Annotated in this window: 15 protein-coding genes; 4 read left to right on the forward strand and 11 right to left on the reverse strand. The window is 65.8% G+C overall.

Annotation, left to right across the window (positions count from 1 at the left end; genetic code table 11):
- Positions 1 to 26: 26 nt before the first annotated feature.
- Together LJ737_RS11695 and LJ737_RS11700 are read left to right on the forward strand one after the other, a co-directional pair.
- Positions 27 to 1,490 (forward strand): hypothetical protein, encoded by a 1,464-nt coding sequence (locus LJ737_RS11695; RefSeq protein ID WP_227765848.1) that lies wholly within the window; start codon positions 27 to 29, stop codon positions 1,488 to 1,490.
- Positions 1,490 to 2,938: a glycosyltransferase family protein gene (locus tag LJ737_RS11700; protein WP_227765849.1), complete on the forward strand. Its 1,449-nt coding sequence runs from the start codon at positions 1,490 to 1,492 to the stop codon at positions 2,936 to 2,938. The genes LJ737_RS11695 and LJ737_RS11700 overlap by 1 nt, the downstream gene beginning before the upstream one ends.
- 95 nt (positions 2,939 to 3,033) lie before the next feature.
- Here the strand turns inward: LJ737_RS11700 and LJ737_RS11705 are convergent, their stop codons facing one another.
- Positions 3,034 to 4,377: a DUF8457 domain-containing protein gene (locus LJ737_RS11705; protein ID WP_227765851.1), complete on the reverse strand. Its 1,344-nt coding sequence runs from the start codon at positions 4,375 to 4,377 to the stop codon at positions 3,034 to 3,036.
- Positions 4,378 to 4,417: 40 nt separating this feature from the next.
- Between LJ737_RS11705 and LJ737_RS11710 the strand changes: the two genes are divergently transcribed.
- Positions 4,418 to 4,741: a 2Fe-2S iron-sulfur cluster-binding protein gene (locus LJ737_RS11710; RefSeq protein ID WP_227765852.1), complete on the forward strand. Its 324-nt coding sequence runs from the start codon at positions 4,418 to 4,420 to the stop codon at positions 4,739 to 4,741.
- Between the two features lie 281 nt (positions 4,742 to 5,022).
- Here LJ737_RS11710 and recO read toward each other — a convergent pair whose 3' ends face one another.
- From recO to LJ737_RS11750, 8 genes are all read right to left on the reverse strand, one after another.
- Entirely contained in the window at positions 5,023 to 5,742 is a 720-nt protein-coding gene (gene recO / locus LJ737_RS11715; RefSeq protein ID WP_227765854.1) for a DNA repair protein RecO, read from the reverse strand.
- Positions 5,743 to 5,845: 103 nt separating this feature from the next.
- Positions 5,846 to 8,182: a type IX secretion system anionic LPS delivery protein PorZ gene (porZ, locus tag LJ737_RS11720; protein ID WP_227765856.1), complete on the reverse strand. Its 2,337-nt coding sequence runs from the start codon at positions 8,180 to 8,182 to the stop codon at positions 5,846 to 5,848.
- Between the two features lie 57 nt (positions 8,183 to 8,239).
- Positions 8,240 to 8,869 (reverse strand): thymidine kinase, encoded by a 630-nt coding sequence (locus tag LJ737_RS11725; protein WP_227765858.1) that lies wholly within the window; start codon positions 8,867 to 8,869, stop codon positions 8,240 to 8,242.
- Positions 8,870 to 9,000: 131 nt separating this feature from the next.
- Complete coding sequence (locus LJ737_RS11730) at positions 9,001 to 9,426, reverse strand: FKBP-type peptidyl-prolyl cis-trans isomerase (protein ID WP_227765861.1); 426 nt, start codon at positions 9,424 to 9,426, stop codon at positions 9,001 to 9,003.
- Positions 9,427 to 9,530: 104 nt separating this feature from the next.
- Positions 9,531 to 10,079: an FKBP-type peptidyl-prolyl cis-trans isomerase gene (locus LJ737_RS11735; protein ID WP_227765863.1), complete on the reverse strand. Its 549-nt coding sequence runs from the start codon at positions 10,077 to 10,079 to the stop codon at positions 9,531 to 9,533.
- A gap of 97 nt (positions 10,080 to 10,176) precedes the next feature.
- Positions 10,177 to 11,211: an FKBP-type peptidyl-prolyl cis-trans isomerase gene (locus tag LJ737_RS11740; protein ID WP_227765865.1), complete on the reverse strand. Its 1,035-nt coding sequence runs from the start codon at positions 11,209 to 11,211 to the stop codon at positions 10,177 to 10,179.
- A 124-nt stretch (positions 11,212 to 11,335) separates the two neighbouring features.
- Complete coding sequence (locus tag LJ737_RS11745; protein WP_227765867.1) at positions 11,336 to 12,364, reverse strand: DHH family phosphoesterase; 1,029 nt, start codon at positions 12,362 to 12,364, stop codon at positions 11,336 to 11,338.
- Positions 12,365 to 12,548: 184 nt separating this feature from the next.
- The gene (locus LJ737_RS11750; protein ID WP_227765869.1) at positions 12,549 to 12,905 is read right to left on the reverse strand and encodes a hypothetical protein; all 357 of its coding nucleotides are present in this window, start codon (positions 12,903 to 12,905) and stop codon (positions 12,549 to 12,551) included.
- Positions 12,906 to 13,035: 130 nt separating this feature from the next.
- Here LJ737_RS11750 and LJ737_RS11755 point away from each other — a divergent pair, with 130 nt between their 5' ends.
- A complete protein-coding gene (locus LJ737_RS11755) occupies positions 13,036 to 13,455 on the forward strand; it encodes a nucleoside-diphosphate kinase (protein WP_227765870.1) in 420 nt (139 codons plus the stop codon).
- A gap of 107 nt (positions 13,456 to 13,562) precedes the next feature.
- Here the strand turns inward: LJ737_RS11755 and LJ737_RS11760 are convergent, their stop codons facing one another.
- Positions 13,563 to 14,687 carry an AAA family ATPase gene (locus LJ737_RS11760; RefSeq protein WP_227765873.1) on the reverse strand — a complete coding sequence of 375 codons (1,125 nt, stop codon included), beginning with the start codon at positions 14,685 to 14,687 and terminating at the stop codon, positions 13,563 to 13,565.
- Positions 14,688 to 14,783: 96 nt separating this feature from the next.
- Positions 14,784 to 16,073: a nucleoside permease gene (locus tag LJ737_RS11765; RefSeq protein WP_227765876.1), complete on the reverse strand. Its 1,290-nt coding sequence runs from the start codon at positions 16,071 to 16,073 to the stop codon at positions 14,784 to 14,786.
- Positions 16,074 to 16,130 lie beyond the last annotated feature (57 nt).

Genomic DNA, 16,130 nt, shown 5'->3' on the forward strand with positions numbered 1-16,130 from the left:
CGCTGATTCTGGTTCTGACCCTGCTCGTGCTGCTGCTGCCCACCCGCAACAGCACGGCCGACGCCTGGTACTACGCCGCCTGCGTGCGCTACGGCCACGATTTGCTGCTGCCCCACCACCTGCTCTACAACGCCGTGGGCTGGTTGTGGCTACGGCTGCTCGGGCCCCTGCACCCGGAGGCCATCCACGCCCTGCTGGCCCTGAATGCCCTGGCCTACGGCGGCGTGCTGCTGGGCTTGCGCCAGTTGCTGCGCCGCCTCACCGGCGCGGAGGGCCTGCGCCTGGCGCTGCTGGCCGCCGCGGGCTGCTCCTTCGGGCTGCTGCGCTTCGCCACCGAAAACGAAACCTACGTGCTGCCCCTGCTGCTTTCGGTGTGGGCCAGCGTGGCCTGGCTGCGCCACCTGCGCACCGCCACGCTGCCGCCGCTGCTGCTGGCGGGCCTGCTGGCCGCCGGGGCCTGCTTGCTGCACCAGGTGCAGGCGTGCTGGTGGCTGGGGCTGCTGATCGGGACGGCGTTGTATAGCCCCCGGCGCGGGGCCGGGTGGTGGTTTGCTGCTCCCGCCCTGCTGGTGCCGCTGGCCTACTGGCTGGCCTTGGATTACTGGCAGCTGCCGCGCACGCCCGCGTCGTTGGTGCGCTTTGCCCTGCACGATTTTCTGACCGGCGCGGCCGGGGCGCCCGCCTCCCTGCCCAAAGCTGCGCTGCTGACGGTGGCCAACGTGGTGCGCACCTTCGCGCAGGTGCACGGCTCCACGTTGGCTTTGCTGCGCCGCCTGCCCGGGCTGGCAGCGGTGCCGGTGCTCGGGCTGGCGGGGGTATTGTGGGCCTGGCTACGCCGCCCGCGGCACCCGGAAGCACTGCGCAGCCCCGCGGCGCTGCCGCCGGCGCAGGTCCGGGCTGCCCGGCGCACCCACGGATTGGTAATGCTGCTGCACCTCGGGTTTGCCGCCTGGGCCACCGGCAACGCCGAATTCATGGTGATGCTGCCGGTGCTGCTGGCCTTGCTGCTGACGGCTGCTCCGTCCACGCTGGCCCGACCGCTGACGGCCGCCGCCGGCGCCCTGCTGGCCTGGAACCTCGCTTTCGGCCTCGTGCCCAACCACCTGCTCGACTTCACCAACCTGCCCCCGCTGCTGGCCCGCGTGCGGCAGGAGCCCCGCACCTGGTTTCTGCTCGATAACCACAACCTAGCCCTGAACCGCCTGCACTACCTCACCGGCCGCGACGGGCAGCCCAACGTGCTGCCCGCCCCCGAGTTGCTGCTGGCCAAGCACCGCTGGACGCCCGCGCAGCTGCAGCAGTGGCTGCGCGCCCAGCAGCGCGGCGGCCACCGCCTCAGCACCGACGTGCTCGGCGGCCCCCGCCTACTCGACCGCGCCGCCCTCGTCCGCTCGGCCGAAGCGGCCGAATTGCTGCGCGGCTTCCGCCCCGCGGTGCGCGACACCTTCCCCACCTTCTTCGGCCCCCGTTACCTCACCGACCTGCGCTGATGCCCACCGCCCACCGCCTGTTGCTGCTCCTGCTGGCCCTGGGCAGCGCGTTGCTCACGGCCCTGGCCGCTCACCACGGCTTTTTCTGGGATGCCGTGCTGCAGGCCTCGCGTCAGGCGCAGTGGTACTACGACACCCATTTTCACTACCTGCTCGTCCCCGAAAGCCTTGATGCGGGCCACCCCACGCTGTTTGCGGCGGCGCTGGCGGCCGTGTGGCAACTGCTGGGCCGCAGCTTGCCCGCGGGGCACTGGGCCATGCTGCCGCTGGTGCTTGGCACGCTCTGGCAGGTGTACTGCTTGGCCCGGCGCTTCATGCCCCGCGCCTGGGTGCTGCCCGCCGTGCTGCTCATGTGGCTCGACGCGACTTGGCTCACCCAAACCGTGCTGGTGACGCCCGATCTGGCGCTGGTGTTCTGCTACCTGCTGGCGCTCAATGGCCTGACCGGCCGCCGCGCCGGCCTCGTCGTGGCCGGCGCGCTGCCGCTGGTGCTGCTGAGCACCCGCGGCATGGTGCTGTGGGGCTCCTTGGCGCTGACGGCGGCCTTCCTCAGCTGGCTCGACGCCTCCCCTTTGCCGGCCCGTGGCAGCCCGCTGGCGGCTGCGGTGCGGCGCCTGGGGCAGCGACTGTGGCCCCTGCTGCCGGCCTTGGCGCTGGCCCTCGGCTGGCTGCTCATGCACTACCGGCTGCGCGGGTGGGTGGGCTACAACCTTCATTCGCAGTGGGCGGGCAACTACGCCCGGCTCGGCCCTGCGGGCGTGCTGCGCAACGTGGGGCTCATCGGTTGGCGCCTGCTCGATCAGGGCCGCGTGACGCTGTGGCTGGTGGGTGCGGGGACGCTGCTGGTGCTCTGGCGCGGCGGCTGGCGCCCCGGCCGCCCGACCTGGCAACTGCTGGCCCTGGTGCTGCCGCCGGCGCTGGCCCTGACGGGGGTGCTGGTGTGGTATGCCAACCCCATCGGCCACCGCTACTACCTGCCGGTGTACCTGCTGGTCGCCCTGCTGGTAGCGCACCTGCTCAACGAGTTGCCCGCCCGGCGCTTTGCCCGGTTGTTGGCCGCCGCGGCCCTGCTGGGGTTGCTCAGCGGCCACTTGTGGGTGTATCCCGACCACATGGCCAACGGCTGGGACGCCACCCTGGCTCACTGGCCTTACTACCGCCTGCGGCACCGCTTCATCGGCTGGCTTGATGCGCGGCGGATTCCGCTGGCCGAGGTCGGCAGCAATTTCCCGAACCTCTACCCGCTGGCGCAAGTGGACCTCAACGACGACCCGCGCCGCTTCGCCCCCGTGGATTTGCATCGCAACCGCTACGTGCTGCAGTCCAACACCATGAACTTCGGCGACGCCGTACTCGATTCACTGCAGCAGCAGTGGCAGCTGCGCCACGAAGAGCGGGTTGGGCAGGTGTATTTCCGCCTGTACGAACGACCTGCACCGGTCCGCTAAGCAGCGCCGTCGATGACCGGCTCTTGCCACCAAACACGACGCGGGCCCGGTTAGCGTAACCGGGCCCGCGTCGTGGGATGCCACTGCAAGGCGGGCTACGCGAATTTCCGTTCCACCAAGCGCAGGAGCTTGTTGACGTGCTCTTCCTTGCGCACCCACTGGTAGCGCTGGGCCAGGTCCTCGCTGATGTAGCGCCGGGCGGCGTCGGCCGTGGGCAGCGCATCGAGGTGCTCGATGGCGGCGTGGTACTCCATGTTCTCGCCGTTGAACAGCTCGTTGATGAAGCTGAAACGCTGGTTGATGGAAATGGCGCTGCGCAACGACTCCACCTTGGGCTGCGCCTCGGCCAGCGTAGGGTGGGCGGCCCCGCCGCCGGTCGAAGCCAGCTTATCGGCCAGGGTGCTGGTGCGCACGTTGGCGGCCAGCTTGTCGGCCAGGGTATTGGCGGGCGCTACGGCTTCAGCCAGCGGCTTGGGCCGTTCGGCCGGCGCCGGCTGCGGGGGCGGCGGGGTTGCGGTGGCGGGCTCACTGGCTACCGGGACCTCCACGGCCGGCGCTGCGGGCATCGGCTCAGTAACCGGGGCTGGCGCAGCCGCTGCTTCGGGAGCCGCGGCAGTGGGCAATGCCGCGGCCGGCGCTGCGCTGACTTCTGCCGGCGCCACCGGCGCCGTGGGCGTCTGCTCGGTGGGCACTTCCACCGCCGCCGAGGGCGTCGAAACCACCGGCGGGGCCACGACCGGCGCTGCAACGGGAGCAGGGGCAGCTGGCGCCGGGGCGGGTACCACGGGCGTCGCCTCCGCCGGGGCCGCGCGCAACTCGTCCTCCGTCACCGGCACCACGGCGTTCAGCTCGTCGAGCAGGCTGCTCAGCGGCTGCTGGTCCTTGTAATGCGCGTCGCGGTAGAGGCGGAAGCGGCTGAGCAGAAACTCCCGCTCCTGGGGCAAATCGGCCGGCAGGCTGTCGATAAAGTCCTGAAACAAGGGCTTGTTGACGTCCACGTAGCGTAGCGCGTCGCGCAGCTGGGCGGGCGTAGCCGTGGCGTGGTCGGCGGGCAGCAGCTTGGCGTCGAAGGCCGCCAGCGGGTCCAGGGCCGTGCGCAGCGTGTCGGCCGCGGCCTGGGCCAGCAGCGGCTCGTAGCTGGCGCGCGTGAGCCGGATGCGCCGCGACAACAAGTTCATGAGTTGCGTCAGGGCCTGGCGCACGGCCGCGTCTTCGTAATCGAAGTACGGACTGCGCAGCCGGGCCATTTCCTGGGTCCACTGCGCGAGCAGTTGCTGCACCACGTAGAGGTTCAGCTGGCGCACCGGCGCCAGGCGCAGCACGGCCGGGCCGTCCAGGGTGGTGCCCACCGGTTGGGTGGCGAAGTATTGGTCGCAGAGGCGAGCGGCTAGCCGCTTGCCGTAAGCCTGCAGCTGGTCGTTGCTATACGTATCTTGCATCCTCAGAAAAAGCCTGCTTCAAGCGGGCAAGTTAGCCAAAATGCCTACACTAACCGTGCAAAACCTGCCCGGCGGCCCTATCAACGTACAACCCGGCCAGACGTTGCTTCGGGCCCTGCACGAAGCCGGCCACGACTGGATGCACGCCTGCGGTGCCCGCGGCCGTTGCACCACCTGCCGCATCGAACTCGTCAGCGGCGCCGAGCACCTGGCGCCGCCCACCGTGCACGAGCTGCGCTACCTTAGCACCGGCCGCCTCGCCCCGACCGCCCGCCTTACCTGCCAAGCTCAACTGCTTGAGGGAGAACTGATAGGCCGGGTGCCCGAGGCCACCAAACTGCCGCACGTGCAGTACGTGGAGTAAAGACTGCGCTCCGTGGGCTCCGCAGGGCAGTGGTAGCACTTATAGTCCTTGCGAGCAAAGCAATCCTTCCTCTCGCGGTACCACGGCCCCGCTAGCAAAAGCCGAAAACCAGCCCCGCCCGAAACCACCACTGTTGGTTTCGGGCGGAGCTGGTTTTCGGTTAGTGAGTATTTCAGTGTTTCTGCTGCTAGAGGAACGATTGCCACGCTTCGCTCGCAAGGACTGCTACCCGATCCGTGCCTACCCAGCGTGTTGCTGCGCAATGACGGCCGGCGAGCTGGCTACAATTCCGCCAGCACGTCCGACAGCACGTCGAGGGAGCGGACGTCGCCCATGTTTTCGACGTGCAACTGGTAGTAGCGCAGCAGGATGGTGAGCAGCTCGCGGCGCACGCGGCCGTTCGGCACCGAGGCCGGGCCTTCGTCGCGCAGCAACTCGTCGAAGAAGTGCTCAAACTCCTGGAAGCGCAGCACCGTAGGGCGCGACGTGGCCGGCAGGTTGGCATCGGTGGCAAAGGCGACCTGCTCGGTAATCTGCCGGCCCGAGTCGGGGCCGAAGCCCAGGTAGTGGCTCAGGTGCAGCAAAAACACCAGCGCGAAGTTCTCAAAGCCTTCTTCCTGCTCGTCGAAAGCCACCAGGGCGTGGTAGAGGTACTCAAACAGCGCCGCGTTTTCTTCTTCCTCGCGCAGCACCCGGCTCACCACTTCCGAGAGGAACAGCACCACGCTGCTCTTGCGCATGTCGTAAGGAATGGTGCGGAAGGGGCGCAGGCAGCGGAACTCGGAAAGGCGCGTCAGGCCCCCGCGCGGCGACACGTAGGCCACCAGATCCAGCAGGGTGAAGGGCTGAAACAGCGCAATGCGGCCCGGCGGCTTGGCCTTGCGCACCCCGTTGACGATGTAGGACTGCACCCCGCGCTGCTCGGTGTAAACGCGCGCGATAATGCTGGTTTCGCGGTATTTGAGGTAGTTGAGGACGATGCCCCGGGTTTTGATCAGCACGGTGGGAGGGGAGTTAGGAAGGCGACGACTTAGTGCGTTACCATAACAGCAAATCGGCGAAAAAGCGTCACTTCGCTGGCTCCCTGAAGCCGCTAAATCACCGCTACTTCGTCAGTACGGCTACTTTCGAAACGCAGCCGTTTTTGCCGTCCGCGTCGGCCGTCAGCACCAAGTATACGCCCGACTGCACGCGGCGGCCGTTGTAGTCGGCTAGGTTCCAGACCACGGTGCCGCCGGTGGCGCGCGTCTGGTACACCAGTGTGCCCGTCACGTCGGTGATTTTCACCTGCGCGTTGTTGACCAGGCCCGAAATGCCCACCTGCCCGCTGAAATCCTGGCGCACCGGGTTCGGAAACACCTTGGCGCAGCTTGGGGCGCCCTCGGTCACGGTGGCCGAGCCGCGGTAGCTCACCAGGCCCGCTTCGGTGCCCACCCACACCTCCCCGGTGCGGTCGTCCACGGCCACGTCCACGATGCGGTCGGAGGGCAGCGGGCTGTTGTCGGTGGTGAAGTGCTGCAGGGCCTCGTCGCCGTCTTCGTTGAACAGCCACAGCCCTTTGTCGGTGCCGAACCACTTGCGGTTGGCCCCGTCCACGGCCACGCATTTTACCACCTCCGTCCACAGCGTGGGAAAGCCGGTGCCCTCGCCCCGGCGCACGATGGGGGTGCGGAAGCCCGCCGCGCCGGCGTCAAACGCTAGGCTGGGGTCGTCGTACACGGCGGCGCCTTTGTTGGTCGTCACCCAAATGGCGCCGCGCCGGTCCTTGGCCAAGTCCCACACGGTGCCGTTGGGCAAGCCCTCGCTTTCTCCAAAGGGGCGGACCGCATTGGTTTCTGGGTTGTAGGCCACCAGGCCCGGCCGGTCCCGGCGCGCCCGCCCCAGCCAGAGGTGGCCCAGGTCGTCGACGGTAATGCGCTCCAGGTTTTCGGCCCCGACAAACCACGGCACGCTCTGCCACAGGCCGGAGCTGGGTGTGAAGCGGAACACGCCCGGCTGCTGCGGCAGCTGGTGGCGGTTGACCACCCACACGTCGCCGTTGGGCGCGGCGGCCACGTCGGTCAGGCGGGTAAACGAGGGGTTGGCCGGGATGGCACTGAGCAGCGGCGAGCCCGCCGAGCCCTGGGTAAACTGCTGCCACTGGCCCGGGCCTTTCCACGCCAGCAGGCCTTCGCCGTAGCTGCTGGCGTAGAGGGTGCCGTCGGGCGTGCGCACGCCGCGGGTCATGTCCTTGAGGTTCGGAAAAGCCGCCGCGCTGAAGTTTTCGGAATTGTAGTTGGTCCAGCGGCCGTCGGCGTCGTACACGAAAAAGCCGAAGCGGATGTCGGTCTGCACGTAGCCTTCGTCGTAGCCGCCCGGAAAGACCGTCACGGTTTTGCTGGCCGGATCGGTCACGATGCCAAAGGTGCGGTTGCTGGCCGGGGCGTTGGCCACGAAGCTGGCCGCGTTCTGCCCGTTGAGGTCCACCCGGATCAGGCCGTTGGCGAAATCCGCCACGTAGACCGGGCCGCTGCGGGAGCGAATGGCGTCGCGGCCGGCCACCAAGTTGGTTGGTTGGAGGCGGTTGCGCACCTGGTTGGTGCGCGTATCGAGCACGCTCACGCGGTTGTTTTCCGTGACCAGCAGCCCGGCCGCGGAGGAGCGCAGCGCGTAGCACGTCGGCTCCGGGCCCCAGGCGAAGTTCAGGCTCACCCAGCCCGCCCCTACGGCCCGGTACAGGTTGTCGCCGTTGATGCCCGCGAAGACCTTGCCCCGGTGGGTGACCAGCGTGCGGTACGGGTCGCCGGCGCGGCTGCCGAAGCCGGCCGCGCTGCGCCAGTTGTTGTAGTTGAGCAGGTTGGTGTTCAGGTTGCCGCGCAGCAGCCCGGCGCTGGTGGCCGCGTAGAGCGTGTCGCCCTGCACGGCGGTGGCGTACACCTGCGGCACCGTGCCGCCCGGCCCGAAGTTGGCGTAAGTGTCCTTGACCTCGAAGCGCTGCAAATCCACCACCACGATGCCGAAGTTGGTGCTGACGTAGGCCAGGCGCCGGGCCACGTCCACGCGGTTGATGAGTTTGGCGCCGGCCAGGGTTTTGCGCTTGATGTCGGACAGCGACGCTACCACGCGGCCCTTGGCGCTCAGGATGTCGATTTGGCCGCTGCGGTAGGCCACCACCACCTGCTGGGTGAGCGAGTCGTACGCCAACTCGCGCACGTCCACGTCGCTCAGCCCGTCGCGGCGGGAGAGGCGCTGCACGCTGCTGGTTTCCTTGTCGAACACGAAAAAGGCGTCCTCGGCGGCGGCGTAGATGCGCGGACCGGTGTCGGCCAGCACGCGGGCGCGGTTGGTGGGCAGGTGCAGCTGCCAGTCGCCGTAGCCGGCGGTGCGTTGGGCCAGAACCGAGGAAGCCGCCGTCAGCAAGCCGAAGCCGGCCAGCAACGCGGTGCGTAGCGCTTGAGTCATACGGACAAAGATGTATTCACGAAGTAGACGTACGCCGATAACGCTGCCCCCGCCCAATTAGTGCTTGGCGGCCTGGGCCACGGCGGTACCGGCCGGCGCTTTTTCCTGCTGGCCTTCCAGAAAACAGTGGCGGCAGCGGGCTTCGTAGGAGTCGGTTTCGCCCAGCAGCACCTGCTCGGCCGAGGGCACTTTGCGGAAGGAATAGGTGGCAATGTCGCCGCAGCGCACGCACACGGCGTGCACCTTGGTCACGTACTCGGCCACGGCCAGCAAGGCCGGCATTGGGCCGAAGGGGCGGCCCTGGTAGTCCATGTCGAGGCCAGCCACGATGACGCGCACGCCGTGGTCGGCGAGCTGGTTGCACACTTCCACCAGGGAGTTGTCGAAGAACTGCGCCTCGTCGATGCCCACCACGTCGCAGCTGCTGGCGGGCAGCAGCATTTCCTGGGGAAAGGCAATGGGCGTAGAGCGGATGCTGGTGGCGTTGTGCGACACCACGTCCTCGGCGTGGTAGCGCGTGTCGAGGGCGGGCTTGAAGATTTCCACGCGCTGCCGGGCGATTTTGGCCCGGTTCAGGCGCCGGATCAGCTCCTCGGTTTTGCCCGAAAACATCGAGCCGACCACCACCTCAATCCAGCCCCGGCGGGGCAACTCGCGGCCATTGCCGACTCGGGGTTCAATAAACATGCGGGGAGGGAAAAGCGGGCAAATTGGAAATCCGAAGGTACACCGGCGCGGCCGGCATTTTCAAGTTGCCGGGCCAGCGCAGTGCCCACGACCGGGCCAACGCGCTGATTGCTAACACCTGTCAGGGGCAATCAATTCACCTGCACGATTTCCAGCTCGAACACCAAGTCCGTGTCGGGCGGGATGCGGTAGTGGGTGGGGTCGTCGGGGTCGCGCTGGCCTTCGGCGCCGTAGGCCAGGCGCGCCGGAATGCGCGTCCACACGCGGGCGCCCCGCGGCAGCAGCGGCAGCAGCTCGTCCCAGCCCGGAATGACTTCGCCGCGTCCCAGGCGCACCCGCAGCGGCCGGCGGTCCGTCGCCGAGGTTTCGAAAAACTTGCCGTTGGGCAGAAAGCCGGTGTAGTGCACGCGCACCACGGCCCGGGGGCCGGCCGGCGCGCCCTGCCCGGGCTGGCGCAGCACATACTGCACCCCGCTGGGCGTGCGCAGGGTGTCGGCGGCGGGCGCGGGCGCCGCGAGGTGGGCGGCCACCGCCAGCAGAAAAACCGTTGGTACCATCAGCCCTAAGATACGCGGCCGGGCGGGCTCACGCGCCAAAAAAAACGCAGACCCGGGCGGGGTCTGCGTCTGAAAGCAAGCAAGGCGAAGCTGGCTTCGGGGCCTTATTGTGCCGTGAAATCCACCAGTTCCATCTCAAACTTGAGCGGCGTGAACGGCAGGATGGTGCCGTTGCCGGTGGCGCCGTAGGCCAGGTGCGAGGGCACCAGGATGGTCACTTTGTCGCCCTTGTGCATGAGCTGCAGCACTTCGTTCCAGCCCTCGATGACGCTGCCCACGACAAATGCGGTGCAGCCGCAGGCCGAGCCGTTGTCGATGGAGGCCTCGAAGCGGTAATCGTTGCTCAGGTAACGGCCGATGTAGCGCACCTTCACCTGGTTGCCCGCCGCGGGCGTGCCGCCGGTGTTGGTGCGGGTTTGCCAGATGATGTAGAGGCCGGAGTCGCGGCGCTCGTAGCCGCCAGCGGAAATGCCGTTGGTGGTCAGGTAGTTTTGGATGGTGGCGTCATCCTCGGCCTTGTGCTGCTCCACCAGCTGCGCCAACTGCTTGGCGGCGTCGTCGGAGTTGTTTTTGCAGCCAGCCAGCACGAGCAGCAGCGGCAGCAGGGCCCACAGCAGGGAGCGGACCGGGGAGAGGAAAGTGAGCGTACGCATGGCAATGAGCTTAGAAAAACGGCGGGCGGCCGGCTACCTGAAGAGTCGGCCGCCCGTCGGCGGGTTGCATCAGCTTAGCAACACCAAAGATAATACCTTATTTGCCCTGCGGCGCACCTTGCGGGGCACCCTGGGGCGCGCCGCCGCCGGGCATCATGCCCATGGGCGGCTGGGGCGGAGCCGCCTTCACGTCCACCAGCTCCACGTCGAAGCGCAGTACGGCGTCGGCGGGAATGTCGGCGCCGGCACCGCGCTGGCCGTAAGCGAGGCTCGACGGAATTAGCAGGATGGCCTTGGAGCCTTTGTTGAGCAGCGGAATGCCCTCGTCCCAGCCCGGAATTACCTGGCCCACGCCGATGGGGAATTCAATCGGGCGGCCCTGCTTGGCCGAGGAGTCAAACTCCTTGCCGCTGAGCAGCTTGCCGCTGTAGTTCACCGACACGATCTGGCCCGGGGTGGGCTTGGGGCCCGTGCCCGGCTGGGTGATGACGTAGTAAATGCCCGAAGCCGTTTTCTGGGTCTGCAGGTTGTTTTTCTGCACGTACTCCTGAATGGTTTTGTCGTCCAGGGGCTTCTGCTTGTCCTCGTGCGCCTTCATTTTGGCCTGCATGTCCTGCATGGCCTTCTGCTGGGCGGCCATAGCGTCGGCCTGGTTCTGGATGGCATCGACCTTCACGAACAGGGTCATCGTGTTGCCGTGCTTCTTGATCTGGGGCGGCGCGGGCTGGCCGGTGGTCTTGATGGAAAGCGAGTCGGCGTTGAAGCGGAACACGCCCGAGTCGCCGGGCTGCAGCAGCGAAATAGCCTCTTCCAGGCCGCCCTTGCGGGCTACTTCCTGCAGCGGCACGCGCACCGGGAAGCCCATCTGCTGCTTGCGCGACTGGAACAGCACCGAGTCCTTGGCGGTGCGGTACTCCACGTGCAGGGCAATGATCTGGCCGACGTTCTTCTTGTAGGCCGCCTCCGCGGTTTCGGGCTTGATGTCCTTGGCCTTGCCGTCCTTGCCAAACACTTTGTATTCGATGCCGGACTTGGTCTTGGCAAATTTGGCGTCAGCCGGGTTACAGGCATTCAGCGCAATGGCGCCAGCTACAAGCGCGGCCGGCCACAGAAGAAGGGAGTTGCGGAGCATGAAAGAGAAAAAGAGAGAAAATGCGGGGTGAAGGTAGACGATAGAAGTAAGACCGTGAGACCTGAGAAGTGTGATGAACAATTCGAATCGTCCGTCTCACTTCTCAGGTCTCCATACTCATGTCTCAAACGGTGAGCGGGGCCGTGACCAGCTGCGGCTGGTACTCGGGCAGCAAGCTCAGGAAACGCTGCACCGTGGCCTCCAGCGGCTCGTAGCTGATGCCGCCGGCCGCGTTGTGGTGGCCGCCGCCGTTGAAGTGCCGGCGCGAAAACTCGCTGACCGAAAACTCGCCCACCGAGCGGAAGGAAATCTTCACGGCGTTGACGCGGTCGATGAGGATGGCAGCAAACACGATGCCCTCGATGCTCAGGGCAAAGTTGACCAAACCCTCGGTGTCGCCGGTTTTGGAGTGGTACTGCTTCAGCTCGTCGGCCGTAATGGCAATGTAGGCCGTGTTGTACTCGCGCAGCACCGTGAGCTTGTCCTTGAGCACGAAGCCCAAAAAGCGCAGGCGCTCCTCCGAGTGCGAGTCGTAGATGCGCCGGTGCACCGCCGAGAGGTTGATGCCCGCGTCGAGCAGCTCGGCAATGATCATGTGCACGTTGCGCGAGGTGCTCGGGTGGCGGAACGAGCCCGTGTCCGTCATGATGCCGGCGTAAAGGCACTCCCCGATTTCGGGCGTAATCAGCGCCTGGTCGCCCAAGTCGCGGATGATTTCGAACACCAGCTCGGCCGTGGCCGCCGCCGACGGAAAGGAAAACGCAATGTCGGCGAAGGGCTCGGGCTGCTCGTGGTGGTCGACGAGCACCTTCGTGGCGTGGGAGTTGCGCACGTACTCGCCCAGCTCGTGGATGCGGCTCAGGGCCGAAAAATCCAGGCAGAAGAGCACGTCCGAGTCGCGCAGGATGTCCTGAATGCGCCGGTCGTTGCGGCCGGGCTCGTACACCACCACGTCCTCATTGCCGGGCATCCAGCTCAGAAAGTCGGGGTAGTCGGAGGGGGTAACCACCGTCACGTGGTGGCCCTTTTTGCGCAGATAGCCCGCCAGGCCCAGCGACGAGCCCAGGGCATCGGCGTCGGGTTTGTGGTGGGTGGTGATGAAAATGCGCCGAGGCTCCCGTAGAAGCTCTTTCAGCGCCGTGACGTCGTGCATTGTCGGCTGATAGGTGACTGACTTTGCGGCCCTTACCGGGATGCAAGGGGGCAAATTTCGCGAACAATTCCCAAACTTGTTCTCGGACCCAACAGCGGGCGGCGGCTTTTCGGTTCGAATCGGTGCCGAAAGGCCGCAAGCAGAGCCGGCGCGCAAGCAGCATCGTTGGCGCCGGCGCTGTTTTTCAGTCCATGAACCAGTAACTAACCGGCTGCGGAATGCAGCGAGAGGACAGCAAAAAAGCAGCGTAGCAGAGCGCGAACAGTGCTACCTCCCGGAGCGTTGGCCAGCGGCCTTGGTTAAAGCGCAGCAACGCCGTGCACAAAAGCCAGATCAAGGGATGCAGAAAGAGGAAATATCCCGCCAAGAAGAAGAGAAAGTCGTGGGGAACCTGCATGCCCAACTCCTTCGGGTCTTCGCGCAGCATGGCCACGTACGAAGGGTACTGCAGCCGCTTGATAGCTACAAACAGCGCAAACAACCCTGGCCACCCAAGCGGTAAGTAGGCCAAGCGTAGCAGCCGGGAAGCGGAAATAGTCATTTGAGGATAGTAAAAGAGAATTGACTAGGCATCGGTCATAAACTTCTATTTTTGCGGCCGCAAAACCAATTCTCCGTCAAGCCGACTGCCCAACCTCGGGCGTCCGGCCTCAACTACACCCCAGACCGACATGGCAACGAACCGCACGTTCACGATGATTAAGCCCGACGCGACCCAGGAAAACCACATCGGTGGCATCCTGAGCATGATCGAGGCCGGTGGCTTCCGCATCGTAGCGCTGAAGAAAACCTTGCTCACCCCCGAGCGCGCCGGCGAATTCTACGCCGTGCACAAGGAGCGCCCCTTCTACGGCGACCTGGTGAAGTACATGTCGTCGGGCCCCATCGTGGCGGCCATCCTGGAGAAGGACAACGCCGTGGCTGACTTCCGCACGCTGATCGGTGCTACCAACCCGGCCCAAGCCGCCGAAGGCACCATCCGCAAGAAGTACGCGAAGAGCATCGAAGCCAACGCCGTGCACGGCTCCGACTCCGACGAAAACGCCCAGATCGAGGGTGACTTCTTCTTCGGCGCCAACGAGCAGTTCTAAGCCCGAAGCCGCTTATATTGCCGAAAAAGCCGCTCTGCCTAGCGCAGAGCGGCTTTTTTGTTGTGCTGATTTTGTACTGGTTATATACTTGGTTTATACTGCCGGACTTAACCGCGGGCACCAAACCCGATGCGCTTCGGGGCCTTGCCGACCTCGAATTCCTGCTCCTCGCGGTTGTAGATGTCGGCCAGGGCAGTGGGTGCGCCCAGCAGGGTGTGCTGGCCGAGGCTGGAGGCCAGGGCCTCGGCTTTGCTTTCGGCCAGGGGCTGGAAGTGGTAGGCCGAAATCAGGCGCCCCTTGCGCAGCAGGGCACTGTCGATGCGCGAGAGGTCCGTGTTGAAGGTGCACACAATCTGGATGTGGAAGCAGTCCGCCAGCAGCCCGTCGGAGAGGTTGAGCAGGTTGCTGACGGCGCTGGGGCCGCTGCCGGCGGCGTCGCGCTTGGTGAGCAGGGCCTCGGCGTCCTCGATGATGAGGATGGAGTTGGTGTTGTCGTGGAGCAGGTTGATGAACTCCGGGTCGGCAATGCGGGCCGCCAGGTTGGGCGGAATGAACAGCTTGGGCTTGTCGGTGAGGCCACAGAGGTGGCGGATGTAGCTGGTTTTGCCGGTGCCGGGCGGGCCGTGCAGGATGACGATGCCCTTGTCCTGGGGCTGCTGCAGGCGCCGCACGATGGTGTCGTGGGCGGGCAGCAAATCATCGTTGTAGTGCGTGGAGAGGTCCAGCTCGGGAATTTTGATGTCGAGCGGGGTAAACTCCAGGTCGTTGTAGGCCAAGCGCAGCACGTGAATGCGCTGACGCTCCTGCTGCCCGGTTTCCAGGTGGGTGGTCAGCAACTCGCGCACGAAGGCAAGTTCCTCCTTGTTGGTGGCGGGCGAGTAAAACACCTGCACGCCGCGCTCGGCGTAGGGGCCGTGGTCGGTAAGGAGCAAGAGCAGGTGCGGGGCTAGGTGCAGGGCCCAGAGGTTTAGCTCCGGCTCCTTGCCCACCTTCTCGATGTACACCGAATGCGCCGCGGTGGCGTGCTCTAGGTCGTAACGAGCCGCCAGCGCGGCCAGCACGGCGGTGCGGGCGTCGAGGTTGGCGAGCTGAAAGATGAGCTTGCGCGGCACCACCCCGAACGCTTGGTAAAACCAGGTAACCGGCAGGAAGTAGTTTGACTTGTCGAAGGTGGTCGACAGGTCCGGCGCGGCGGGTAGGGCGGTAGGAATGGTGGGTACCGGTGGCATCATACGCTATAAAGAAACAGAGAAAAAACGGCCGCGCCGCCGGCCGCCGTCCACGTGGGCGGCAACCGGCGGCGCGGTGGCAAGCGGTTGGGCAGAGGCTTAGGCCTGCTCCACCGACAGCAGCGGCTCGGTGTGCTCGGCGTGCGATACTTCCTGCGGGGTGTGCTTGTGGCGGAACAGCAGCACGAAGAGCACGGCAATGACCAGGGCGTAGGCGGCAAACGCCAGCCAGATGCCGTGCCAGTCCTTGGTCACGCCGTCGGCGGCGGTGAAGTACCGCTCGATGACCAAGCCGCTCACCGAGGAGCCGAGCACCGCGCCGAAGCCGTTGGTCATCATCATGAACAGGCCCTGGGCCGAGGCGCGGATGGACGGGGCCGTCTGCGTTTCCACGAACAAGGAGCCGGAGATGTTGAAGAAATCGAAGGCCATGCCGTAGACGATGCAGGAGAGGATGATCATCCACAGGCCCGAGCCGGGGTTGCCGTAGGCGAACAGGCCGAAGCGCAGCACCCAGGCAATCATGCTGAAGAACATCACCTGCTTGATGCCGAAGCGGCGCAGGAAGAAGGGAATGGCCAAGATGAACAGCGTCTCGGAAATCTGCGAGATGGACATGATGATGGCCGGGTACTTCACCGTCAGCGTGTCCTGGAAGTCCGGGTTCTTGTCAAAGTCGTGCAGGAAGGTGTCGCCGTAGGCGTTGGTGAGCTGCAGGGCGGCGCCGAGCAACAGAGCAAACAGGAAGAAGGTGAGCATCTTCGTGTCGCGCAGCAGGGCGAAGGACTTCAGGCCCAGCACGTCGACCAGGGAGCGGCTCGGCGTGTCGCGCGCGGTGGGCGGGCACTTGGGCAGGGTAAACGAGTACACGCCCAGCAGAATGGCGGCGCCGGCGGCCACGTAGAACTGGTTGGCCGACTTCTCGAAGCCCAGCAAGCTCACCGTCCACATGGCCACGATGAAGCCGATGGTGCCCCACACGCGGATGGGCGGGTAATCCTTGACCACGTCGAGGCCTTCGCGCTTGAGCACCGAGTACGACACGGCAATGCTCAGGGCCAAGGTGGGCATGTAGAAAATCATGTTCAGCAGCATCACCCAGAACATCATGCCCGGGTCCGCCACCAGGGGCACGGTGCAGAGCACGATGCCGCCGAGGATGTGCAGCGCGCCGTAGAGCTTCTCGGCATTCACCCACTTATCGGCCACGATGCCCATGAGCGAGGGCATGAAGATGGACGCAATGCCCATGGTGGAGAAGATGGCGCCGAACTGCGCCCCCGACCACTGCTTGGTCTGAAACCAGTACGCACCGATGGTTATCAGCCACGAGCCCCAGATAAAAAACTGGAGGAAGCTCAGGATGGTAAGGCGCAGCTTAGTACTCATGCAAGTTCGGGGGAATGTGGGAAGGGTAGGGTTCAGCCCCTAAAGATACAAGAAATC

The sequence above is a fragment of the Hymenobacter sp. 15J16-1T3B genome, from assembly GCF_020711235.1.
In the GTDB taxonomy this organism is placed as follows: domain Bacteria; phylum Bacteroidota; class Bacteroidia; order Cytophagales; family Hymenobacteraceae; genus Solirubrum.

Coding starts and splice junctions, on each gene's coding strand:
- LJ737_RS11740 (WP_227765865.1), bottom strand. CDS start 11,211: ATGCTCCGCAACTCCCTTCTTCTGTGGCCGGCCGCGCTTGTAGCTGGC.
- LJ737_RS11700 (WP_227765849.1), top strand. CDS start 1,490: ATGCCCACCGCCCACCGCCTGTTGCTGCTCCTGCTGGCCCTGGGCAGC.
- porZ (WP_227765856.1), bottom strand. CDS start 8,182: ATGACTCAAGCGCTACGCACCGCGTTGCTGGCCGGCTTCGGCTTGCTG.
- LJ737_RS11730 (WP_227765861.1), bottom strand. CDS start 9,426: ATGGTACCAACGGTTTTTCTGCTGGCGGTGGCCGCCCACCTCGCGGCG.
- LJ737_RS11725 (WP_227765858.1), bottom strand. CDS start 8,869: ATGTTTATTGAACCCCGAGTCGGCAATGGCCGCGAGTTGCCCCGCCGG.
- LJ737_RS11760 (WP_227765873.1), bottom strand. CDS start 14,687: ATGATGCCACCGGTACCCACCATTCCTACCGCCCTACCCGCCGCGCCG.
- LJ737_RS11750 (WP_227765869.1), bottom strand. CDS start 12,905: ATGACTATTTCCGCTTCCCGGCTGCTACGCTTGGCCTACTTACCGCTT.
- LJ737_RS11735 (WP_227765863.1), bottom strand. CDS start 10,079: ATGCGTACGCTCACTTTCCTCTCCCCGGTCCGCTCCCTGCTGTGGGCC.
- LJ737_RS11710 (WP_227765852.1), top strand. CDS start 4,418: ATGCCTACACTAACCGTGCAAAACCTGCCCGGCGGCCCTATCAACGTA.
- LJ737_RS11745 (WP_227765867.1), bottom strand. CDS start 12,364: ATGCACGACGTCACGGCGCTGAAAGAGCTTCTACGGGAGCCTCGGCGC.
- LJ737_RS11705 (WP_227765851.1), bottom strand. CDS start 4,377: ATGCAAGATACGTATAGCAACGACCAGCTGCAGGCTTACGGCAAGCGG.
- LJ737_RS11765 (WP_227765876.1), bottom strand. CDS start 16,073: ATGAGTACTAAGCTGCGCCTTACCATCCTGAGCTTCCTCCAGTTTTTT.
- LJ737_RS11755 (WP_227765870.1), top strand. CDS start 13,036: ATGGCAACGAACCGCACGTTCACGATGATTAAGCCCGACGCGACCCAG.